This is a genomic window from Nonomuraea sp. CA-141351, assembly GCF_050944675.1.
Classification (GTDB): domain Bacteria; phylum Actinomycetota; class Actinomycetes; order Streptosporangiales; family Streptosporangiaceae; genus Nonomuraea.
On sequence record NZ_CP191982.1, the window covers coordinates 11102362 to 11122909 of the forward strand.

The following is a 20548-nucleotide window of genomic DNA, read 5'->3' on the forward strand; positions in this document are numbered from 1 at the left end:
ATGAGCACTGTTAGCCTGACCACGTGCAGATCTTCGTGGCCCGGCTCGCGGGGACCCCGGTCTTCGACCCTGCGGGAGACCAGATCGGCCGGGTCAGGGACGTCGTGGTCGGTCTGCGCATCGGCCGCCGGCCAAACGTTCACGGCCTGGTGGTGGAGGTGCAGCCGCGCCGCAAGGTGTTCCTTCCCATCACCCGAGTACGCCGCATCGAGGCGGGAGCCGTGGTCTTCACCGGGCGGCTCAACATGCGCAGGTTCGAGCAGCGCGCCACCGAGACGCTGGTGGTCGGCGAGATGCTGGACCTGGCCGTCGAGGTCGAGGGCGAACCCATGACCGTCTACGACGTGGCCATGGAGGAGGTCAAGCCGTCCACCTGGGAGATCACCAAGGTCGCCCTCTACAAGGGCAGGCGGCGCGAGCCCCGGATCGTCGACTGGGAGGAGGTGTCCGGGTTCGACAAGCTGCAGAAGGACCAGGGCGCCGCCCGGCTGATCGCCGCGTTCGAGTCCCTGCGGGCCGCCGACATGGCCAGCGCGCTGCACGACCTGCCCAGCAAGCGGCGCATCGAGATCGCCCGCGCCCTGAACGACGTCCGGCTGGCCGACGTACTGGAGGAGCTGCCTCCGGACGACCAGATCAGCATCCTGGGCACGCTGGAGCCCGAGCGAGCGGCGGACGTGCTGGAGGAGATGGGCCCCGACGACGCCGCCGACCTGCTGCACGACCTCCCGGAAGAGCAGGCGACCAGGCTGCTGGCGCTGATGGAGCCGGACGAGGCGGCCCCGGTCCGGCGCCTGCTGACATACCCGGAGACCAGCGCGGGCGGCGTGATGACCAGCGAGCCGGTGATCCTGCCGCCCACCGCCACGGTGGCCGAGGCACTCGCCCACATCAGGCAGCAGGACCTGTCGCCGGCCGTCGCCGCCCAGGTCTACGTGAGCCGGCCGCCCACGGAGACGCCCACGGGCACGTACCTGGGCGTCTCGCATTTCCAGCGGCTGCTGCGCGAGCCGCCGTCCACCCTGCTCGGTGGCGTGATCGACCCGTCGATCGACCCGATCAGGCCGGACTTCTCCCTCCGCGAGGTCGCCTACTACCTGGCGAACTACAACCTCGTCGCCGCCCCCGTCGTCGACGAGCTGGGCCGGCTCGTCGGCGCGGTGACGGTCGACGACGTGCTCGACCACATGCTTCCCGAGGACTGGCGCGAGAGGGCCGACGACCGTGACGACTGAACGACTGGACCAGCCGCGGGCCCTGCGCCGCACGTTGCGGCCGCACTACGACCCGGAGGCGTTCGGCCGCCTTTCGGAGCAGATCGCCCGCTTCCTCGGCACCGCGCGGTTCATCGTCTACATGACCGTGTTCGTGGGGCTCTGGGTGATCTGGAACGTGGTCGCGCCGCCGAACCTCAAGTTCGACCCGTACCCGTTCATCTTCCTCACACTGATGCTGTCGCTGCAGGCCAGCTACGCCGCGCCGCTGATCCTGCTCGCCCAGAACAGGCAGAGCGACCGCGACCGCATCCAGTACGAGCAGGACCGTGAGGCCGCCGACCGCAACCAGGCCGAGATCGAGTACCTGACGAGGGAGATCGCGGGGCTGCGGCTGGCGCTGAACGAGGTGGCCACGCGCGACTACCTGCGCGCGGAGCTCGGGCGGCTCCTGGAGGAGCTGAAGGAACGCCGCTGACGCCGCGCGGCGGCTCCTGGAGGAGTCTAGGGAGCACCGGTGATGTCGAGCTTGGCGACCATCGACCGTATGCGGGAGAGCTCCCCGGCGCCCAGCAGGCCGAGGAAGTGGGTCCTGACGCCGCGCAGGTAGGTCGGCGTGGCCTCGGCCAGTCGCGCCGCACCGTGGTCCGTCAGCACGGCGAACAACCCGCGGGCGTCGTCGGCGCACGCCTCGCGCGACACCAGCCCGTCGCGCTGCAACCGGTCGATCAGCCTGGTCAGGCCGCTGCGGGAGAGCAGGACGCGGTCGGCGAGGTCGTTCATGCGCAGCCGCCGCTCCGGCGCCTCGGCCAGCTGCATGAGAACCTCATATGAGGCCAGCGGCAGGTCATGGGCGACGAGCAGCTCCGCCTCCAGGTGGCGGGTGATGCGCACCTGGGCGCGCTGCAACATCCGCCAGATCGCCAGCTCCTCGGCGGTCAGGCCCTCGTCGCGCAGAAGAGTCACGGAGTAACCTTAAGACGTTGTTGCACAGACATCTAACAGTACGGATTAACTCAGCGAGGCCTCCGGTTCATACCATGGAGGGGCATCCTCACTGGCGTCCTGCGCCTGTCACACATATACCGACTAAGGAGGGACGGCACTCCCTCGTGCCGAGACTTCGATGGCACTAACCCAGGAACAGGTGACGGCCGCCCTCGCCACCGTCATCGACCCCGAGATCCGTCGGCCGATCACGGACCTCGACATGGTCAAGAGCATCGATATCGCTCCCGACGGCGTGGTGCGCGTGGGCGTCTTCCTCACCGTGGCGGGGTGTCCCCTGAAGGACACGATCCGCCGTGACGTCACGAACGCCGTCGCCAAGCTGGACGGGGTGACGGGCGTCCAGATCGAGCTCGACGTCATGAGCACCGAGCAGCGCAAGGCCCTCCAGACCAAGCTGCGGGGCGACCGCGGGCCGGAGAAGGAGATCCCGTTCAACCAGCCGGGCTCGCTGACCCGCGTGTTCGCGGTGGCCAGCGGCAAGGGCGGGGTCGGCAAGTCGTCCGTGACGGTCAACCTGGCCGCCGTGATGGCCTCCAACGGCATGAAGGTCGGCATCGTCGACGCCGACATCTACGGCCACAGCATCCCGCGCATGCTGGGCGCCGCCGAGCGGCCCACCAAGGTCGAAGACATGATCATGCCGCCGATGGCCCACGACATCAAGGTCATCTCGGTCGGGATGTTCAAGCCGGAGGGCAACACGCCGGTGGTCTGGCGCGGGCCGATGCTCGACCGGGCGCTCCACCAGTTCCTGGCCGACGTCTACTGGGGTGACCTCGACGTACTCCTCCTCGACCTGCCCCCGGGCACCGGCGACATCGCCATCTCGGTGGCGCAGCGGCTGCCGACGGCGGAGATCCTGGTCGTGACGACGCCGCAGATGGCCGCCGCAGAGGTGGCCGAGCGGGCGGGCTCGATCGCCGCGCAGACGCACCAGCAGATCGCCGGGGTCATCGAGAACATGGCCTGGCTCCCGTGCCCCCACTGCGACGAGCGCATCGCGGTGTTCGGCGAGGGCGGCGGCCAGACGGTCGCCGACGCGCTGACCCGCACGCTGGGGTCGCGCGTCCCGCTGCTGGGCCAGGTCCCGATCGACCTCCGGCTCCGCGAGGGCGGCGACGAGGGCAAGCCCCTGGTCCTGACCGAGCCCGACTCCCCGGCCGCCACCGAACTCCGAAAGATCGCCGACGGCCTCAGCAAGCGCTCCACCAGCCTCAAGGGCCTCCACCTCAACCTCTCCCCCCGCTGACCCATCCTCTGGCTCCTTTACGGCCGCGACGGTGGTCGATGTCTGCTGCGACGTTCGCCCCGTCTTGGGTGCCCGTCCTTAGGGTCCTTTACGGGCGCGATAGTGGTCGGTGTCCTGCTGCGACGCTCCGCCCGATCCTGGGTGCCCGTCCTTAGGGTCCTTTACGGCTGCGCACGGTGGGCACCACCCGCCGACGTGGGTGACCGACCTTCCAGGGTGACGCTTACCGGCTTCCCCGGCGCACCGCCGTAACGGACGAGCTTGGCCGTCTGGGTGGTCGACACGTGAACCGGGTCGACCCCCAGAGAGGACGCGAGGGGAAGAAGCAGAGACACGGCCACCTGACCACCGCACGGCCCCGAGTCGGGCATGACCACTTGCCGGAGCCGAGTCGGGGCGATGGCCCATGGGCCGTGGCATGGCCCTGGAGCCGTGGCGCGGCCGGGGTTGAGTCCTGGCATCCGCCACCGGCCGCTGTAAAGGGCTCTGAGGACCCCAGAGGGCCATATAAGCGGTTTGGGGTCCGGCGGCTATAAGCGGGGAAGGCGAAGCGGTCCGGAGCGGGCCAGGAGCCGTTTGAGCCCCGCATGCATGGGGTGCGGTCCGGGCGGGTCCTATGAGCCGCTGCGAGCCCTCTAGGTGGTCGGCTTTTAGGGCGTCAGGTCGCTTCTGAGTCGTAAGGGGGCAATTCCCCGTAGCCCAGCTCGTCCACCGGCTGGGAGACGTACGGAGCCGTGGTGGCGGGCTCCAGCTCACGGGGCTTGTTGTCGTTCCAGTCGTCCTCGAGGTCGTCGAGGAGGTGCTTGCGCACGAAGTTCCGCGGGTTGAGGTCGGCGGGGTCGAAGTTGGCGAACTCCGGGCCCAGACCGGTCCGCAGGTCGTCACGAGCGTTGTTCGCCATCCGGCGCAGATTCCGCAGCGTCTTGCCTGCCTGCGAGGCGGCCTGAGGCAGCTTGTCGGGACCGAAGACGAGCAGCGCGATGACGATCAGCGCTCCGACCTCCATCCACCCGAGTCCGAACACCGTGAGCTCCTACCGCAGTCCAACCTCTCCGAGGACATCCCCGGCCTATTCACAGACTAAAGGCTTCTATGGGTAGGTCGGTCGTCCCCCTCGGTCATATCACCGACAACCCCGCCATACACCCCTCCCACCGCCTCCCATCCCCGTTCCGCCACCTCACCCCCCATCCACCACCGACCAGCCCAATCCCCCACTGACACCACTCAGCCAACCGCCGAGGTGCTGCCGACCTCGAGCACGCGGCCGGTGAGCGTCGCGTTGCAGCGGGCGCATGAGTCGGAATGGGCCCCGTTGCGGCGGAGCTTATGGGTCGCGCTGTGGGTGGGCGGACAGGTCCGTCGTGGCGGAGCGTACGGGTCCAAGCTCCACACGTCACCCGCCCAGGCCCACGTATCACCTGCCCAGGCTCGTGTGTCGGCCTTCCAGGCTCACGTGTCGACCACCCAGACGGCCGAGCTCGTCCGTTACGGCGGTGCGCCGGGGAAGCTGGTAAGCGTCACCCTGGAAGGTCGGTCACCCACGTCGGCGGGTGGTGCCCACCGTGCGCAGCCGTAAAGGGCCCCAAGGACGGGCACCCAGGACGGGCGGAGCGTCGCAGCAGGACACCGACCACTATCGCGCCCGTAAAGGACCCTAAGGACGGGCACCCAAGACGGGGCGAACGTCGCAGCAGACATCAACCACCGTGCGCAGCCGTAAAGGACCCCAAGGATGGGACGCGTCGCGGCGGGACATCAGCCACCGGACACGGGCGGAGAAAAGGGTCAGGACGGCGTCGGGGTGGGCTCGTCTTCGGCTACGACGGTGAGGGTGGCCGTGTGGTCTTTGCCGGCGCGTTGGTATTTGATGGTGACCTTGGACCCCGGTGCCTTGCTGCGGATCAGGGCGATCAGTTCGTTCCCGTCCTGCAGGGTCAGGCCGTCGATCTCCAGGATCACGTCGCCCGCCTTAAGGCCGGCCTTGTCGGCGGGCCCGTTGGCGTCCACCGGCTGGCGCCCCCCACTCGGCCCAGAGGCGATCTTCACACCCTGGCCCTTGTAGTCCTTGTCCAGGACGATGCCGATCTTGGGTCGCTTGGCCTTGCCGGTCGTGATCAGTTCCTCTGCCACGCGCCGCGTCTGGTTGACCGGGATCGCGAAGCCCAGGCCGATGCTGCCGCTCTGGCTGCTCTCCGAACGGCCGAGGGTGGCGATGGCCGAGTTCACCCCGACGACCTCGCCCTTGCCGTTCACCAGTGGCCCGCCCGAGTTGCCCGGGTTGATGGCGGCGTCGGTCTGGATGGCGCTGATGTACGCGGGCTCCTCGGTGCTGGTGCCGGTCTCGTCGCCCGCGATGACCGGGCGGTTGAGCGAGCTGACGATGCCGGTCGTCACCGTGCCCGTCAGGCCGAGCGGGGAGCCGATCGCGATCACCGGGTCGCCGACCACGACCTGGTCGGAGTTGCCGAGGGTGATCTCCGGCGTCCCGAACGTGTCCTCCGGCTTCACCACGGCCAGGTCGGAGCCGGGGTCGCGGCCCACGATGCGGCCCGAGGTGGTCTTCCGGTTGTTGAACATGATCCGGATCTCGCCGCCCTTGGCGGCCAGGGCGACGACGTGGTTGTTGGTGACCACGTAGCCGTTCTTGATCAGGAAGCCTGATCCGGTCGCGCCCTCGGTGGTGGTGCCGGCCTCGATCGAGACGACACTGGGCAGCACCCGCGCGGCCACGCCCGCCACCGAGCCGGGCTCCCGGTTGGTCGCGCCGGTCGGCAAGGGGCCGAGGCTGTAGGAGGGGTCGCTGCCGCCGCTCGGCCTGGTGAGCAGGTACGTGCCGACGCTGCCGAACAACGAGGCCACCAGCGCGATGGCCACGGCGGTCGAGACGAGGAAGGCGGTGCTCGGCATGCGCCGCGGCCCGGGAACGCCCTGCGCGCCCGGAGGCGGCGGCGCCCAGCCCGTGCCCATGGGAAGCGCCTGGCGCGGCGGTGGCAGCGGCGTCCCACCACCTGACGGACCGGGAGGACCGGGAGGACCGGAAGGAGGCGGGCCGCCGAACAGCGGGGCCTCATAGGCGCGCGTCCCGTTGTCCGGGCCACCGCCGAACGGGGGGCTCCCATGAGAGCTGCCGTACGAAGAAGTCTCGTAGGAGTTGCCGTACGAGGGGCTCTCGTAGGAGTTGGAGGCGCTGAACGGGGGGGTGGTGAACGACGGCCCGCCATAGGAAGCGCCGCTTGGCGGCGAACCGCCGTACGGTGGCACCCCCGAGGTGGGGCGTCCCGATGGATCGCCCCAAGAAGTGCCGAACGAGGCGGGCGGCTCCTGCCGCGGGCTCGGCACTTCGGGCGAGTCGTCCGCGGGCAGGAAGTCCGGCCGCCCCTGTGGTTCGGGGTAGTCCGACGTCGTGCGACCTTCGGTGGGACGCGTCTCGTCGGTCATCTAAGTCTCACCACTCCTTGGCTCGGCCACCGCAATCCTCGCTCGTGCGGCATACGAGGGTTATAAAGCATTTGTCAGGAATCGCTTGTGACAAATCCCCGAAACCAGATCGTATGCCCCATGCGCTGCCGAGTACGCCAAGTCCTGGTCTCCCAGGCATAGCCGCAGGTCAAGGAGTGGCGGTCGAAGGCGCACTCGCCGGCGGGGTCCGCGGCTGCTGGAACAGCTCCACCGGGGGCGCCGGGTTGTTCTGCCCCACGCCGGTGGTCGCGAAGAAGGTGCCGAGGGCGACGGCCGCGGAGACCACCCCTACAGCCACGTAGGTCGAGCGCCGCCTACCGCGCCCCGGGCCCGAAGCCCCACCAGTGGTGTCCCTGCGCGGGCGGTTGTCCGGCGGAGCGATGGTGTGCGGGCCAGGAATGGGCACCCCGCCGAACGTGCGGGAAGGAAAAGGGCGCTCCCTCGGGGGCAGCGGCCCTCCCGGCTCCGCCATCCGGAGCAGGGACATCGTCAGGTCGGCCGGCATCGCCGGCCCTTCCAGCGCACGCAGGCGCGACTTGAGCGCCCGCATCGACTCGACCTCTCGCCTGCAGTCACCACAGAAGGTCAAGTGAGCCAGCGCGCGTTCGCGTTCGGTGTGGTTGAGTTCACCGTCCACGAGCGCCGAAACGCGTTCTCCAAGATGAGTCATCAGACTTCCTCCCCACGGATCACGGTCGGGGGGAGTTCAGAATTACGGGGGGCTCGATGATCGAGTGCTTCCCGCAACTGCGCCCGGCCACGGTGAATACGGCTTCGGACCGTACCCAGCTTGACGCCGAGCGTGGCCGCGATCTCCTCGTAAGACAGGCCCTCGATGTCACACAGCACGATCGCGGCCCGGAACTCCGGAGCGAGCGCGTCGAGGGCGGCCTGGATGTCGGGCTCCAGATGGGCGTCGTCGAACGCCTGTGCCGGAGACGGCTCCCGGCCGCGCAACCGCTCGGCGGCGTCGTCGGCGAGCCCCTCGAACCTGATGCGCTGCTTGCGCCGCGCCATGTCGAGGAACAGGTTCGTCGTGATCCGGTGCAGCCACCCCTCGAACGTGCCCGGGGTGTAGCTCGACAACGATCTGAAGACCCGGACGAAGACCTCCTGGGTCAGGTCTTCGGCATCATGGACGTTGCCGGTCAGCCGGTATGCCAGCCGATACACGCGTGCGGAATGTGTCCGCACGACTTCCTCCCACGTAGGAGGAGTCCAGTCAGACGACACGGGAGTATCTGCCTGGTGGTCGCTTTCGTCCACCAGAACTCCTCTCTTTGGGACCACCGCTACCGCCATAGTGCCTGGTTTCGTCCCTTCGTGCGCACTGCTGCCTTCGGACCGGCAAAGCCCGTCTAAACCTGCAACGCCTTGGGAGCCTCCTGAGTTCCCGTCCCGGCGCGTCTCCCCTAGGCTGCGATCGGTGCCAATCACGCGGACCAATCGCACGAAAGTGGGGGGAGGCGGCCGATGACCAGTCCGGTGGAGGCCACTCTGGCCTATGCAGAGCAGTTCCATCAGGAAGATGAGGTCTTGCATGCGGCGCGGCAACGCGGGCTGGAGATGGGGGCCACACCCATCCTTCCCGGCGGCGGGGCGGCGCTGTGCTTCCTCGCCACCGCGGTCAACGCCAAGTCGGTCGTAGAGATCGGCACGGGCTGCGGCGTCTCGGGCCTTTGGCTGCTACGCGGCATGCGTACGGACGGCACGCTGACGAGCGTCGACGTCGAGCCTGAGCACCAGCGGCTGGCCAGACAGGCGTTCGCCGAGGCCGGCTTCTCCGGCGGGCGGGTGCGGCTCATCTCGGGCCGGGCGCTCGACGTGCTGCCGCGGCTGTCGGACGGCGGCTACGACCTGGTGTTCGCCGACGGCGCGAGGCAGGAGTACGCCGACTACCTGGCAGAGGCGATCCGCCTGCTCCGCGTGGGCGGCATCGTGGCCTTCGGCAACATGTTGTGGCGCAACCGGGTGGCCGACCCGGCGCAGCGCGACACCGACACGGTGGCGCTGCGCGAGGTGGGCAAACTGGTTCAGTCGGACGACCGCCTCCGCTCGGTGCTCATGCCGCTGGGCGACGGCCTGCTCGCCGCGATCAAGATCGCTGACTAGGAGCGTACGAGCCACTCCGGGAGGGGATCGCCGACTATGCGCCGGCGAGCCACTCCAGGAGGAGGCGGACTCCGAACCCGGTGGCACCCTTGGTGAGCGTGCCCTCGTCCACCGTGCTGCGCCCGACCCCGGCGATGTCCAGGTGCGCCCACGGACGCCGCCCCGCGAACTCCCGCAGGAACAGCGCCGCTGTGATCGACCCGGCCCCGAACCTCGACCCCGACTCCACGTTGGCCAGGTCGGCGATCGACGACTCCAGCGCGGGCCTGTAGTCCTCGATCAGCGGCATCCGCCACAGCCGGTCGTCGCTGGTCTCCGCGGCGTCGAGGAGCTGCTTGGCCAGCACGTCGTCGGAGGCGTAGACGGCGCCGACGTTGCGGCCGAGCGCCACCGTGATCGCGCCGGTGAGCGTGGCGATGTCCACCACCGCGTCGGGATCGAGCACGGCGTCGGCGTAGGCGAGCGCGTCGGCCAGCACCAGCCGCCCCTCGGCGTCGGTGTTGAGCACCTCGACCGTGCGCCCGCCGTAATGTCTGATCACGTCGCTGGGCCGCTGGGACGTGCCGGAAGGCATGTTCTCGGCGGACGCGATCAGCCCGGTGACCCGTACGGGGGCGCCCAGCTCGGCCAGCGCGCCGAGCACGGCGATCACGACCGCGCCGCCCGCCATGTCGGTCTTCTGGGTCTTCATGTTCTCGGTCGGCTTGAGCGACAACCCGCCCGAGTCGAACGTGATCCCCTTGCCCACCAGCACCACGTGCCGGTCGGTCGGCTCGGCGGGCGTGTAGGAGAGCTGGATGAGCCTGGGCGGGCTGGCGGAGCCCTTACCGACGGCGAGGATGCCGCCGAACCCGTCGGCCTGGAGCTGCTCCTCGTCCCAGACCCGCACGGGCACCCCGCGCTCGGCGGCCCGCTCGGCCAGCCAGGCGGGGTCCTTGACGGAGGAGGGTGTGTTGGTCAGGTCGCGGGCGAGCGCCACCGCCTGCGCCACGACCTGCGCGCGCCGCACCTGCGCCGCGTCGGCGCCCGCGAACGTCAGCGCCCGCACCGGCTTCTTGCCCTCACTACCGATCTTGAACGAGTACGCCGCCAGCAACGCCGCCTCGGCGAACGCCGCCACGTCGCCCTCGGGCGGCACCACGGTCAGCGTGTCCCTGCCCTTGGCCCTGCGGGCCAGCGCCGCAGCGGCCTTGCGCAGGGCACGCGGCGAGCCGTCGCCCACGCCGTAGAGCAGGACGCGTCCCACGCCGCCTGCCCGTGCCACGGGAACCTCGATGATCTCCCCCGCCTCGCCCTTGGCCTCGTAGTGGGCCAGCAGATCGGAAACCGGCAGGTGCAGCTCGACCTCGGGGCTGAGGTCGGAGGTGTAGGGGACGGCCAGGAGCTCGGCGCCGTCGGGAACCTCGGCGACCACCGACGCAGTGGTCTCAATGGGCACGGGACATCTCCTCGAACGTCAGCGACCCTGGCGCCGGATTACGCCAGGGTCGTGGATCAATCTGTCTAACGGGAGCTCTCAGCCGACGACGTTCTTCAACGCCTCGCCGAGCGCCTTTGCCTCGTCGGCGGAAATCTCCACGACGAGCCGGCCGCCACCTTCCAGGGGGACCCGCATGACAATGCCGCGCCCTTCCTTGGTGACCTCGAGCGGACCATCGCCGGTCCGCGGCTTCATCGCCGCCATGCGTGCATCCCTTCCTGCCTTGGGCTCCCGCGGCCCGCGATTTCCGACCGCCCATGGGGGGTGGTCGGCGCATTCACGTCTTCTGTGATGTCCTATTCTCCCGCATCGAGAGCGCTCATGGGTAACGATCTCCTCCCAGAATGCGTTGTCGAGGCGTGCGTTGACGTCCAAACTGGACTTCGTGCACGCTCGCGCCGCTCTGTTCGACCTCTACGGAGACCACCTGCGCTCGCGCGGTGGACAGGCGTCCGTCGCCGCGCTCGTCAGGCTCATGAAGCCCCTGGAAATAGCCGCTCCCGCCGTTCGCACCGCCGTTTCACGCATGGTGCGCCAGGGGTGGCTGAGACCGATCAGGCTGCCGCAGGGAGCCGGCTACGGACTCACGCCGAAGTGTGTCAGGCGACTGGACGAGGCGGCGCTGAGAATTTACCGAGCCGGAACGTTGACCTGGCAGGGCTCGTGGCATCTGATCGTCTTCGAGCCGGTCAAGGAGCGGCCGCGCAGAGAGCGGCTCAGGGCGGACCTGGCGTTCCTCGGCTACGCGTCGCTGTCGGAGACGACGTGGATCGGTCCACGATCATCGATCGAGCTGGACAACCTGCTGGAAAGCGAGGGCGTCCGGGCCGACCGGTTCGACGCCGCGCTCGAGGGCGACCCGCGCCGGCTGGTGGCCCGCGCATGGGATCTGGACGCCATCGGCGAGGCGTACGAGCAATGGCTGGCCGAGGCTGTCACGCTGATCAGCACGCTGCCCGATGGGGCTCCCGCGGACCAGGTCTTCGCCACCAGGAGCAGGCTCGTGCACGGCTGGCGCAATTTCCTCTTCCGCGACCCGGGCCTGCCGCCCGGGCTGCTGCCCGCCGGCTGGCCGGGCGAGAAGGCCAGAGCCTACTTCGAGCAGGAGGCCGCCCGGCTGCTGCCCGCAGCCGCCTCGTTCGTCGACAGGGAGTTGATTTGATCCGCTACGACGTGGCCGACGCCGTCGCCACCATCACCCTCGACCGTCCAGAAGCGATGAACTCACTGACCGCGGCGACCAAGGACCGCCTCCTCACCGCGCTGCGCGACGCGGCGCAGGACCGCGAGGTCAGAGCCGTCCTGCTCACCGGCTCGGGGCGGGCCTTCTGCGCGGGCCAGGACCTGCGCGAGCACGCGGACAACCTGGAGGCGGGCCGCGGCCTGGCCGACACTGTGCGCGAGCACTACAACCCGATCGTCGAGCTGATCACCACCATGCCCAAGCCGGTGGTGGCCGCGGTCAACGGCGTCGCGGCCGGGGCGGGCGCGTCCCTGGCCTTCGCCTGCGACCTGCGGGTGGCCTCGGAGAAGGCGAAGTTCGCGCTGGCCTTCGCCGGCATCGGCCTGGCGCCCGACTCCGGCGCCTCGTGGACGCTGCGGCGCCTGGTGGGCCAGGGGCGCGCGGCCGAACTGCTGCTGCTCGGCGAGCCGCTCGACGCGGCCCGCGCGCTGGAGCTGGGCCTGGTCACGCGCGTGGTCGCCGCCGACGACGTGCTGAAGACCGCCCAGGAGCTGGCCGTACGCCTCGCGCAGGGTCCCACCCTGGCCTACGCCGCCACCAAGCGGGCGCTGGCCTACGCCGCGACGCACTCGCTGTCCGACTCGCTGGCCATGGAGGCCGACCTCCAGGACGAATGCGCCGCCACCCTGGACCACCAGAACGCCACCCGCGCCTTCCTCGCCAAGGAACGACCCACGTTCCACGCCGAGTGACGTCCGCACCACGGCCGGCCGCGGGGGAAGCCGCCGCGTCCCGCCGCTCCCTGTCCCAGGCCGCCGCGTTCGAGGGACTGCGTGCGACCGCACTCGGGCTGCTCACCGGCGGCGACATCGACCCTTCCGACCCGGTCTACGCCGGGCCGCTGGCCAGGCTGAGCGAGGCGGCCGGCGGCCGGCTGGCCTCGATGTCGCCCGGTGGTGGACACGGCCTGCTCTGGCCGGACCTGCCACTGGACGGCGGTCCGGGCAACGTGACGGGCAGCTACGGCCGCCTTCGCCGGATCGCCACGGCCTGGGCCACGCCGGGCACCGCGCAGCACGGCGACGACACCGTCGCGGCGCGGCTGGTGGACGCCCTCGACGTGCTCTACGAGCGGCACTACAACGAGCGGCTGCCTGAGACGGGCAACTGGTGGTTCTGGGAGATCGGCACGCCGGCCCAGCTGAGCCGCACGTGCGTGCTGCTCGGGGACCGGCTCGACGCGGCCAGGCTGGAGGCGTACCTGGGGGCGATCGACCGGTTCTGCCCGGACGCCGACCGCCGCACCCGTCACCCCGAGGTGTCCGAGAGCGGCGCAAACCGGGCGGACAAGGCGTCCATCGTCGCCTTCCGCGGGATCGCCGGGCGCAGCGCGGACAAGCTGGCGCTGGCCCGCGACTGCCTGTCGGATGTGCGGGACGGCGGACGCGGCAGCGTGTTCGGCTACGCCGAGTCCGGCGACGGCTTCTACCGCGACGGGTCGTTCATCCAGCACGAGTGCGTGGCGTACACCGGCTCCTACGGCCTGTCGCTGCTCATCGCGGTCGCCGAGACGCTCGCGCTGCTCGACGGCTCTCCCTGGGAGGTGACCGATCCCGGGCGGCGAGTGGTGCTGGACGCGGTCGAGGGCTCCTTCGCCCCCTTCTTGCACGACGGCCTGCTGATGGACACCGTGAGGGGGCGGGCGGCCACGCGGCAGGCCTTCTCCGACGCCGTGGCAGGTCATGGCGCGATCGGGGCCGTTCTGCTGCTCGCGCGGAGCGCGCCCGAGCCGTACGCGGGCCGGTTCCGCGAGCTGGCCAAGGGGTGGATCGAGCGCGGCACGAACCACCCGTACCTGGAGCATGCGGACGTCCCGGAGACGCGGCGGGCGGTCGCGGTGCTGGACGACAAGACCATCGAGGCGGCGACGGGACCCGTCGGGCACTTCGTGTTCCCGTCGATGGACCGGGTGGTGCACCGGCGGCCCGGCTGGTCGTTCGCGATCAGCCTCTCGTCACGGCGCGTCGCCGCCTACGAGGCGATCAACGGGGAGAACCTGCACGGCTGGTACACCGGCGACGGCATGACCTACCTCTACACGAGCGACCCGGGCCAGTTCGGCGAGGACTTCTGGCCCACGGTGGACCCGTACCGGCTGCCGGGCACCACGGTCGGCGCCCGTGAGCGCGAGGACCTGTCCTTCAGCGCCTACTGTCCGGCCAACGCGTGGGCAGGCGGGGCGGTGCTCGACAGCCGGTACGGCGTCGCCGCCATGGAGCTGGCCGGCGACGGGACCGGCCCGCGGGCGCGCAAGTCGTGGTTCTGCCTGGACACGGCCGTGGTGGCGCTGGGCAGCGGCATCACCGGCTCCGATGGCCGCGCGGTCGAGACCGTGGTGGAGAACCGGGCCACGGACGCGGAGCCGTACCTGGGGGACGGCTGGGCGCACCTGCCGGGCGTCGGCGGCTACGTGATGGAGAGGGCGATGAGCCTCGTGGAGACGCGTACCGGCAGGTGGTGCGAGATCAACCAGGGCGACGACACGGGCGGCGCGTTCGACCCCGTCACGCGGCGTTACGTGACCTTCTGGTTCGACCACGGCGTGGACCCCGAGAACGCCTCCTACGCCTACGTGTTGCTGCCGGGGGCGTCGCGCGAGCGGACGCGGAGGTTCCGCGGGTCGCGTCCCGTGCGGGTGGCGGCCAACACGCCCCTGGTGCAGGCCGTGCGGACGCGGGAGCTGGTGGCGGCCACGTTCTGGGCGGCGGGCGCCGTCGAGGGCGTCACCGTGGACGCGCCCTGCGCGGTGCTCGTGCGGCGGGCCGCTGGGCGGGTCTTCCTGGCCGTCGCCGACCCGAGCAGGACCGTGGACGCGGTGACGCTGACGCTGGACCGCCCGGCACGCTGCGTCGTCAGCGCGGACGACACCGTCTCGGTGCGGCCGGGGCGGCGGCCCGCCGTCACCGTCGAGCTCGGCGGGTCACTCGGGCGGACCCACACGGCCGAGCTCAGCGTGAACGAGCCACGCAGCCCTCAATATGGTCGTTGACCAGGCCGATGGCCTGCATCAACGCGTAGACCGTGGTCGGGCCGACGAACTTGAAGCCGCGCTTCTTCAGCTCCTTGGCCAGCGCCTTGGAGCCCGGGGTGGTCGCGGGCACGTCGGCCATCGTCCTCGGCACGGGCGCGCCGGGGTCGGCGAAGCGCCACACCAGGTCCGAAAGGCCCTCCGGCAGGTCCATGGCGGCCTTCGCGTTGCTGATCGCGGCCTCGATCTTGGCCCGGTTGCGTACGATGCCCGCGTCGCCGAGCAGGCGCTCCACGTCCTGCTCGGTGTAGGAGGCCACCTTGGGGATGGAGAAGCGGTCGAAGGCGGCGCGGAAGTTCTCTCGCTTGCGCAGGATCGTCAGCCACGACAGGCCCGACTGGAATCCCTCGAGCGCCACGCGCTCGAAGACCGCGTCGTCGCCAGTGATCGGGCGGCCCCACTCCTCGTCGTGGTAGGCGATGTACATCGGGTCCGCCATGCCCGTCCAGGTGCATCGGATCAGCTCGGTCACGGGCGCTCGTCCCCGTCCTCGCCGCGTGCCACGCGCACGGCCGCCTCGCCGCCCGGGGGCTCGCCTTCCGCCTTGAGGCCGCTCTTCACCTCGCCGGGAGCCTCATCGGGCCCTTCGTCCGGCTTGAGCTCTTCCTGGGGGTCGCCGGGCTCGGCGTCGGAGGACTCGGCGGCGACAGGCTCATCAGCGTCGGCCGCCGCGGGCTCGCTCGCGTCCGCCCCCTCCTCCGCGGCGGTGGCGCCGTCGCCCGGCGGGATCCGCCACTCCGGGTCCTCCGGCGGGTGCCGCAGGTCGGCGGTGCCGTCCCAGGAGACCGTTGACCCGCTGGACGACATGGGGTCGCCCGACTCCGGCAGCTCGCGGGCGACGGCCGGAGCCTCGGGCGAGTGCTCGGTACGGGGACCGGCCCCCGGCGTGGCGTAGACCTCCTGGCGCGCGTGCAGCCGGCTGGACAGCAGCTCCGAGACCCGCTGCTCCAGCACCGCGATCCGCGTGTCACGGGCGCTGATGGCGTTGGCGGCCCTGCGCAGGGTCTCGTCGACGCTGGCCGTGTGGTAGCCGACCAGGTTGACCGGCAGTTGGAGCGCCATGAAGTCGACCGCCGTGAGCTGCCCCGGCTCTGGCAGGTCGAGCGGCGGCACATCCGGCGGGAACTCGGTCAGCTCACCGCCCCTGCCGACGGAGACCAGGACCACGCAGGCCAGGATGGCGATGGCGGCGATGGCGAGTATGACCAGCACATTGGCATCGTACTCACACGATCGGGGCATGAGGTCCCACACTTGCCGCAGCCCGTACGTCTCCGGGCGTCGAGCACGCCGGTCAGCCGGCCGCCTCGCCGAGCTCGGCGACGCTGGGCCTGACCGGCTGCCCGCGCGACTCCAGGTGGGCGAACGCCTCGTCCACGGTGGTGGTCCAGGAGATCGCGTCGAAGACGTTGGCCCGCGTGAAGCCCTCGTCGTACAGGTGGCTCATCAGCGTCTTGAGCGGTTCGTACAGGCCCCAGGGGTCGAGGATCACCAAGGGGCGGTCATGGATGCCGAGCACCCGCGCGGTCCAGATCTCGAAGAGCTCCTCCAGGGTGCCGATGCCGCCCGGCAGCACGAGGAACGCGTCCGAGCGGGCGTCCATGACCCCCTTGCGCTCGCGCATGTCAGCGGTGACGATCAGCTCGTCCGACTCCTCGTCCGCCACCTCGATGTCCACCAGCACCTGCGGGATCACGCCGATCGTCCGCCCGCCGGCCGCGCGGACGGCCGAGGTCACGGCACCCATGCAGGACACCGTGGCGCCGCCGCTCACCAGGGTGTGGCCCCGCTTGGCGAGCTCGGCACCCACGTGTGCGGCCAGGTCGATGTACTTTTCGTCGATGTTCAGGCTGGAGGCGCAGAAGACGCAGATGTTCACATCGAGGAAGCCTATTGGGGCTCGGCGTATTGGGCCTCGGCGGCCTCGATCTCCTCTTCGAGCTGCCGGGAGCGGGCCAGGTCGGCGTCCACGATGATGCGAACGGCCTCGTCCACGTCGTCGGTGACGGTGATCAGGTCGAGGTCCTGGGGAGCGATCTTGCCGGTGCTGAGCAGCATGCCCTTGATCCAGTCGAGCAGCCCGCCCCAGAACTCGCTGCCCATCAGCACCACGGGGAATGACGTGACCTTGCGGGTCTGCACCAGGGTCAGCGCCTCGAACAGCTCGTCGAGCGTGCCGAAGCCGCCGGGCAGCGCGATGAAGCCGCACGAGTACTTGACGAACATCGTCTTGCGCACGAAGAAGTAGCGGAACTCGATGCCGAGGTCGACGTAGTCGTTCATGCGCTGCTCGAACGGCAGTTCGATGCCGAGCCCGACCGACATCGCGCCGTCCACCTCGCTGGCGCCGCGGTTGGCGGACTCCATGACGCCCGGGCCGCCGCCCGTGATCACCGCGTAGCCCGCCTCGGCCAGCGCCCGTCCGAGCGCGCGGCCCGTCTTGTATTCGGGCGTCCCTTCGGGGGTGCGGGCGGAGCCGAAGACCGTGACGGCCTGGGGCAGCTCCGCGAGCTGGCCGAACCCCTCCACGAACTCGGCCTGGATCCGCAGCACCCGCCACGGGTCCATGTGGACCCAGTCGGACGGCCCCTGGCGGGCGAGCAGGCGCTGGTCGTGCGTGGAGCTGGGGACGAAGCGGCCTCGGACGACCGCCTGGCCCTGACGGCGTTCAGGACGTGACTGTTTCATGCTGGCCACGCTAGTTCCTCTTGCGCGCGATAGGCGCTCCGAGCGCGAAACCCCTGGTCAGCCAGGCGAACCGACGCGTTAAAAAATCTTGCAAAAACCAGGGAACCGGATTTCGACTCCCCCGCGTCTAACTGCCGAGGGTGCTGCTCGGGACTGAAAGTGGTCTTCCCCGCCAAATGGCCGGCGAGGAAGGCCACTTTCATTTTGTGAGCCAGTCCAGCAGGGCCCGCTCGCTCTCGACGATCTTCGGCAGCGACACGTACTCGCCCTGCTGGTGCGCCAGATTCGGGTCTCCTGGACCGTAGTTCACGGCGGGCACCCCGAGCGCGGAGAAGCGGGCGACGTCCGTCCAGCCCAGCTTGGCGCGGGGCGTGCCGCCGACGGCCGCGGTGAAGGCCGCCGCCACCGGATGCGTCAGACCAGGCCTGGCCCCGGGCGCGGCGTCGACGAAGCTCACCTCGAACCCGTCGAACACCTCGCGAACGTGCTCCTGCGCCTGCTCGATCGACAGGTCGGGCGCGAAGCGGTAGTTGACGGTCACCACGCACAGGTCCGGGATGACGTTGCCGGCCACGCCGCCCTGGACGCCGACCGCGTTCAGCCCTTCGTGATATTCGAGCCCGTCGACCACCGGCAGCCGCGCCTCGTACGCGTTCAGCCTGGCCAGCACCGGCTCGATCCCGTGAATGGCGTTGACCCCGAACCACGACCTGGCGCTGTGTGCCCGCTTGCCCCGCACCGTGACCTCGGCGCGCAGCGTGCCCTGGCAGCCGCCCTCGATCACGCCGTCGGTCGGCTCCATCAGCACCGCGAAGTCGGCCGCCAGCCAGTCGGGGTGGTCCCTGGCCACGCGGGTGAGCCCGTTGCGCTCGGCCTCGACCTCCTCGCAGTCGTAGAAGACGTACGTGACGTCCTTGTTGGGCGCGGGCACGGTGGCCGCCAGCTTGAGTGCGACCGCCACGCCGGCCTTCATGTCGGAGGTGCCGCACCCGTACAGCAGGTCGCCCTCCACCCGGCTGGGCAGGTTGTCCGCGACGGGAACGGTGTCGAGGTGCCCGGCGATCAGCACGCGCTCGGACCGGCCGAGCTCGGTGCGGGCGACGACCGTCTCGCCCGACCTGTCCACCTTCAGGTACGGCAGCGCGGACAGCGCCCGCTCCACCGCGTCGGCCACGGCCCGCTCGCCGCCGCTCACCGACTCGATGTCCACGATCGCGGCGGTCAGCGCGCGTACGTCCTGCGTCAGGTCAAGCATCAGGTGTTCACTCCGTGTTCGCGCAGCACATCGTTGAGTGCCGCCTTGTCGTGTCGCTGCCCCGGCTCCAGGCGCTTGAGCACCAGCACGCACGGCAGGCCGAACGTGCCGCCGGGGAACTCCTTCTGCCGGGTGCCGCCGACGGCCACGCACCAGGCGGGAACCTGGCCGCGGGCCAGCTCCTCGCCGGTCTGCACGTCGATCACCGGGATGGATCCGGACAGGATCGTTCCAGCACCGACGACCGCGCCCTCGCCCACCCGGGCGCCCTCGACGATCATCGATCGGCTGCCGATCAGCGCGCCGTCCTCGATGACGACCGGCACCGCGTTCGGCGGCTCAAGCACGCCACCGATGCCGGCTCCACCCGACAGATGCACATTTTTCCCGATCTGGGCGCACGAACCGACCGTGGCCCAGGTGTCCACCATCGTCCCTTCGTCCACGTACGCGCCGATGTTCGTGAAAGACGGCATCAGCACCACGCCGGGCGCCAGGTACGAGCCCCAGCGGGCGATCGCACCCGGCACCACGCGCACCCCTTCGAGCGAGCTCTTGAGCGGGTGCCTGTCGTGGTGCTGGAAGTCGCCCACCTGCGAGCGCGCCATGCCGAGCACCTTGAAACTGAGCAGGATGGCCCGTTTGGCGCGCTCGTCCACGATCACCTCGCCGCCCACCAGGCGTGCGGCCCTGGCCTCACCTCTGTCCAGCATGTCCACCGCGCCGACGATCAGCTGGCGCGCCTCCGCATCGGCCGGCGACAGCTCCTCGCGGCGCTCCCACAACTCGTCCACCACCGCGGATATCGGTGAGGAGCTGCTCAGGTCACTCATGGCCACGGAGCTTATCCGGCCGGGTAGGTTCTTCAGGGTGCGCCTGCGCTTCTCCCGTGGAGTCATCACCATCGCGATCATCATGGTCGTGCTGGCCGTCGCCATATCCGTGGGCCTCTACCACCTGCTGAAGAAGACCCCACCGCTGGCCGCGCCCGAGGAGGCGCACTGCACCGTGCGCACCTCTGGCAGCGAGCTCTATCTCGACCCCGAGCAGGCGCAGATCTCCGCCACCATCGCGGCCGTCGCCGCGCGCCGCCGGTTGCCCGAGCGGGCCGTGGTGATCGCGTACGCCACGGCGCTGCAGGAGTCGAAGCTCCGCAACCTCGACTGGGGCGACCGCGACTCGGTGGGCGTGTTCCAGCAGCGCGAGTCGCAGGGCTGGGGAGCCAAGAAGCAGCTCATGGATCCCGTTTACGCCACCAACAAGTTCTTCGCCGCGCTGGTCAAGGTGAAGAACTACCGCAAGGTGCCGCTGGCCGAGGCGGCCCAGGCGGTGCAGCGCTCGGCGGGCGGCTACGCGTACGCGCAGCACGAGGGGGACGCCAAAATCCTCGCCGCCGCCTTCACCGGGCGTGTCCCCCAGTCCGTCCGCTGCTGGTATCCGCCGGACAAGAAGACCCCGGCGCCGCAGCCCCGTACGGAAGAGGCCCGCAAGCAGCTGGCCAGGGCGCTCGGGAGCACGGCCATCACCTCGAAGAAACGCGGGTGGCTGATCGCCGCCTGGTCGGTTGCCCATGCCGAGAAGTACGCGCTGAGGCACGTGGGGTACGCGGGCGCGACGTGGTCGAACGACATGCAGCTCGAGGGCTGGCAGCAGGGCGGCAAGTCCACCACCACCCGGGTGGAGCTCTCCTGACCGGGCACCACCACTTGCGGTCCGGCGGCCCACGCCTCGACCACCCAGATGGCCAGGTGCGTCCGTTACGGCGGTGCGCCGGGGAAGCCGGTAAGCGTCACCCTGGAGGGCCGG

General features: G+C 70.3%; 21 protein-coding genes. 8 read left to right on the forward strand and 13 right to left on the reverse strand.

What is annotated here, in order from left to right; all coding sequences use genetic code 11:
• Positions 1 to 23 precede the first annotated feature (23 nt).
• Complete coding sequence (locus ACQPWU_RS52085; protein ID WP_433434224.1) at positions 24 to 1235, forward strand: magnesium transporter MgtE N-terminal domain-containing protein; 1212 nt, start codon at positions 24 to 26, stop codon at positions 1233 to 1235.
• A complete protein-coding gene (locus ACQPWU_RS52090; RefSeq protein ID WP_433434227.1) occupies positions 1225 to 1692 on the forward strand; it encodes a DUF1003 domain-containing protein in 468 nt (155 codons plus the stop codon). Before ACQPWU_RS52085 ends, ACQPWU_RS52090 begins: the two co-directional genes overlap by 11 nt.
• A 26-nt stretch (positions 1693 to 1718) precedes the next feature.
• Here the strand turns inward: ACQPWU_RS52090 and ACQPWU_RS52095 are convergent, their stop codons facing one another.
• A complete protein-coding gene (locus ACQPWU_RS52095) occupies positions 1719 to 2180 on the reverse strand; it encodes a MarR family winged helix-turn-helix transcriptional regulator (protein WP_433434230.1) in 462 nt (153 codons plus the stop codon).
• A gap of 160 nt (positions 2181 to 2340) precedes the next feature.
• Between ACQPWU_RS52095 and ACQPWU_RS52100 the strand changes: the two genes are divergently transcribed.
• The gene (locus ACQPWU_RS52100; protein WP_433434232.1) at positions 2341 to 3474 is read left to right on the forward strand and encodes an Mrp/NBP35 family ATP-binding protein; all 1134 of its coding nucleotides are present in this window, start codon (positions 2341 to 2343) and stop codon (positions 3472 to 3474) included.
• Positions 3475 to 4132: 658 nt separating this feature from the next.
• On the opposite strand, the gene ACQPWU_RS52105 is transcribed toward ACQPWU_RS52100, so the two are convergent.
• From ACQPWU_RS52105 to sigE, 4 genes are all read right to left on the reverse strand, one after another.
• Positions 4133 to 4498 carry a sec-independent translocase gene (locus ACQPWU_RS52105; RefSeq protein ID WP_433434235.1) on the reverse strand — a complete coding sequence of 122 codons (366 nt, stop codon included), beginning with the start codon at positions 4496 to 4498 and terminating at the stop codon, positions 4133 to 4135.
• 764 nt (positions 4499 to 5262) lie between these two features.
• Positions 5263 to 6915, reverse strand: a complete 1653-nt coding sequence (locus ACQPWU_RS52110) for a trypsin-like peptidase domain-containing protein (RefSeq protein WP_433434237.1) — start codon at positions 6913 to 6915, stop codon at positions 5263 to 5265.
• A 169-nt stretch (positions 6916 to 7084) separates the two neighbouring features.
• Positions 7085 to 7606, reverse strand: a complete 522-nt coding sequence (locus ACQPWU_RS52115) for an anti-sigma factor family protein (protein ID WP_433434240.1) — start codon at positions 7604 to 7606, stop codon at positions 7085 to 7087.
• The gene (gene sigE / locus ACQPWU_RS52120) at positions 7606 to 8238 is read right to left on the reverse strand and encodes an RNA polymerase sigma factor SigE (RefSeq protein WP_433434243.1); all 633 of its coding nucleotides are present in this window, start codon (positions 8236 to 8238) and stop codon (positions 7606 to 7608) included. Before sigE ends, ACQPWU_RS52115 begins: the two co-directional genes overlap by 1 nt.
• A 171-nt stretch (positions 8239 to 8409) precedes the next feature.
• Between sigE and ACQPWU_RS52125 the strand changes: the two genes are divergently transcribed.
• Positions 8410 to 9048: an O-methyltransferase gene (locus ACQPWU_RS52125; protein WP_360690356.1), complete on the forward strand. Its 639-nt coding sequence runs from the start codon at positions 8410 to 8412 to the stop codon at positions 9046 to 9048.
• A 34-nt stretch (positions 9049 to 9082) separates the two neighbouring features.
• Here the strand turns inward: ACQPWU_RS52125 and ACQPWU_RS52130 are convergent, their stop codons facing one another.
• Both ACQPWU_RS52130 and ACQPWU_RS52135 read right to left on the reverse strand, forming a co-directional pair.
• Positions 9083 to 10486: a leucyl aminopeptidase gene (locus ACQPWU_RS52130; RefSeq protein WP_433434246.1), complete on the reverse strand. Its 1404-nt coding sequence runs from the start codon at positions 10484 to 10486 to the stop codon at positions 9083 to 9085.
• Between the two features lie 78 nt (positions 10487 to 10564).
• Positions 10565 to 10732 (reverse strand): DUF3117 domain-containing protein, encoded by a 168-nt coding sequence (locus ACQPWU_RS52135; protein WP_020545024.1) that lies wholly within the window; start codon positions 10730 to 10732, stop codon positions 10565 to 10567.
• 181 nt (positions 10733 to 10913) lie between these two features.
• Between ACQPWU_RS52135 and ACQPWU_RS52140 the strand changes: the two genes are divergently transcribed.
• The 3 genes from ACQPWU_RS52140 to ACQPWU_RS52150 are packed head-to-tail and all read left to right on the forward strand — an operon-like array spanning position 10914 to position 14760.
• The gene (locus ACQPWU_RS52140; RefSeq protein WP_433434249.1) at positions 10914 to 11690 is read left to right on the forward strand and encodes a PaaX family transcriptional regulator; all 777 of its coding nucleotides are present in this window, start codon (positions 10914 to 10916) and stop codon (positions 11688 to 11690) included.
• Complete coding sequence (locus tag ACQPWU_RS52145) at positions 11687 to 12463, forward strand: enoyl-CoA hydratase/isomerase family protein (protein WP_433434252.1); 777 nt, start codon at positions 11687 to 11689, stop codon at positions 12461 to 12463. Before ACQPWU_RS52140 ends, ACQPWU_RS52145 begins: the two co-directional genes overlap by 4 nt.
• Positions 12460 to 14760, forward strand: a complete 2301-nt coding sequence (locus ACQPWU_RS52150; RefSeq protein WP_433434254.1) for a polysaccharide lyase 8 family protein — start codon at positions 12460 to 12462, stop codon at positions 14758 to 14760. Before ACQPWU_RS52145 ends, ACQPWU_RS52150 begins: the two co-directional genes overlap by 4 nt.
• Here ACQPWU_RS52150 and ACQPWU_RS52155 read toward each other — a convergent pair.
• From ACQPWU_RS52155 to ACQPWU_RS52180, 6 genes are all read right to left on the reverse strand, one after another.
• Positions 14720 to 15271 (reverse strand): DNA-3-methyladenine glycosylase I, encoded by a 552-nt coding sequence (locus ACQPWU_RS52155; protein WP_433434256.1) that lies wholly within the window; start codon positions 15269 to 15271, stop codon positions 14720 to 14722. The two genes, ACQPWU_RS52150 and ACQPWU_RS52155, sit on opposite strands and share 41 nt — an antisense overlap.
• On the reverse strand, positions 15268 to 16011 hold the full coding sequence (locus ACQPWU_RS52160) for a hypothetical protein (RefSeq protein WP_433434258.1): 744 nt from the start codon (positions 16009 to 16011) through the stop codon (positions 15268 to 15270). Before ACQPWU_RS52160 ends, ACQPWU_RS52155 begins: the two co-directional genes overlap by 4 nt.
• An 82-nt stretch (positions 16012 to 16093) precedes the next feature.
• Positions 16094 to 16678 carry a TIGR00730 family Rossman fold protein gene (locus ACQPWU_RS52165; RefSeq protein WP_433434260.1) on the reverse strand — a complete coding sequence of 195 codons (585 nt, stop codon included), beginning with the start codon at positions 16676 to 16678 and terminating at the stop codon, positions 16094 to 16096.
• Positions 16679 to 16689: 11 nt separating this feature from the next.
• Positions 16690 to 17487, reverse strand: a complete 798-nt coding sequence (locus ACQPWU_RS52170; RefSeq protein ID WP_433434261.1) for a TIGR00730 family Rossman fold protein — start codon at positions 17485 to 17487, stop codon at positions 16690 to 16692.
• A 199-nt stretch (positions 17488 to 17686) separates the two neighbouring features.
• Entirely contained in the window at positions 17687 to 18742 is a 1056-nt protein-coding gene (dapE, locus tag ACQPWU_RS52175) for a succinyl-diaminopimelate desuccinylase (protein WP_433434262.1), read from the reverse strand.
• A complete protein-coding gene (locus tag ACQPWU_RS52180) occupies positions 18742 to 19575 on the reverse strand; it encodes a 2,3,4,5-tetrahydropyridine-2,6-dicarboxylate N-succinyltransferase (protein ID WP_433434264.1) in 834 nt (277 codons plus the stop codon). Before ACQPWU_RS52180 ends, dapE begins: the two co-directional genes overlap by 1 nt.
• Between ACQPWU_RS52180 and ACQPWU_RS52185 the strand changes: the two genes are divergently transcribed.
• The gene (locus ACQPWU_RS52185) at positions 19574 to 20434 is read left to right on the forward strand and encodes a hypothetical protein (protein ID WP_433434266.1); all 861 of its coding nucleotides are present in this window, start codon (positions 19574 to 19576) and stop codon (positions 20432 to 20434) included. The two genes, ACQPWU_RS52180 and ACQPWU_RS52185, sit on opposite strands and share 2 nt — an antisense overlap.
• The last annotated feature ends 114 nt before the right edge of the window (positions 20435 to 20548 follow it).

What these genes read in the sequence shown, in the direction of transcription:
- ACQPWU_RS52100 (WP_433434232.1), top strand. Translation starts at nt 2,341, where the DNA reads ATGGCACTAACCCAGGAACAGGTGACGGCCGCCCTCGCCACCGTCATC.
- ACQPWU_RS52110 (WP_433434237.1), bottom strand. Translation starts at nt 6,915, where the DNA reads ATGACCGACGAGACGCGTCCCACCGAAGGTCGCACGACGTCGGACTAC.
- ACQPWU_RS52115 (WP_433434240.1), bottom strand. Translation starts at nt 7,606, where the DNA reads ATGACTCATCTTGGAGAACGCGTTTCGGCGCTCGTGGACGGTGAACTC.
- sigE (WP_433434243.1), bottom strand. Translation starts at nt 8,238, where the DNA reads ATGGCGGTAGCGGTGGTCCCAAAGAGAGGAGTTCTGGTGGACGAAAGC.
- ACQPWU_RS52125 (WP_360690356.1), top strand. Translation starts at nt 8,410, where the DNA reads ATGACCAGTCCGGTGGAGGCCACTCTGGCCTATGCAGAGCAGTTCCAT.
- ACQPWU_RS52135 (WP_020545024.1), bottom strand. Translation starts at nt 10,732, where the DNA reads ATGGCGGCGATGAAGCCGCGGACCGGCGATGGTCCGCTCGAGGTCACC.
- ACQPWU_RS52170 (WP_433434261.1), bottom strand. Translation starts at nt 17,487, where the DNA reads ATGAAACAGTCACGTCCTGAACGCCGTCAGGGCCAGGCGGTCGTCCGA.
- dapE (WP_433434262.1), bottom strand. Translation starts at nt 18,742, where the DNA reads ATGCTTGACCTGACGCAGGACGTACGCGCGCTGACCGCCGCGATCGTG.
- ACQPWU_RS52185 (WP_433434266.1), top strand. Translation starts at nt 19,574, where the DNA reads ATGGCCACGGAGCTTATCCGGCCGGGTAGGTTCTTCAGGGTGCGCCTG.
- ACQPWU_RS52180 (WP_433434264.1), bottom strand. Translation starts at nt 19,575, where the DNA reads ATGAGTGACCTGAGCAGCTCCTCACCGATATCCGCGGTGGTGGACGAG.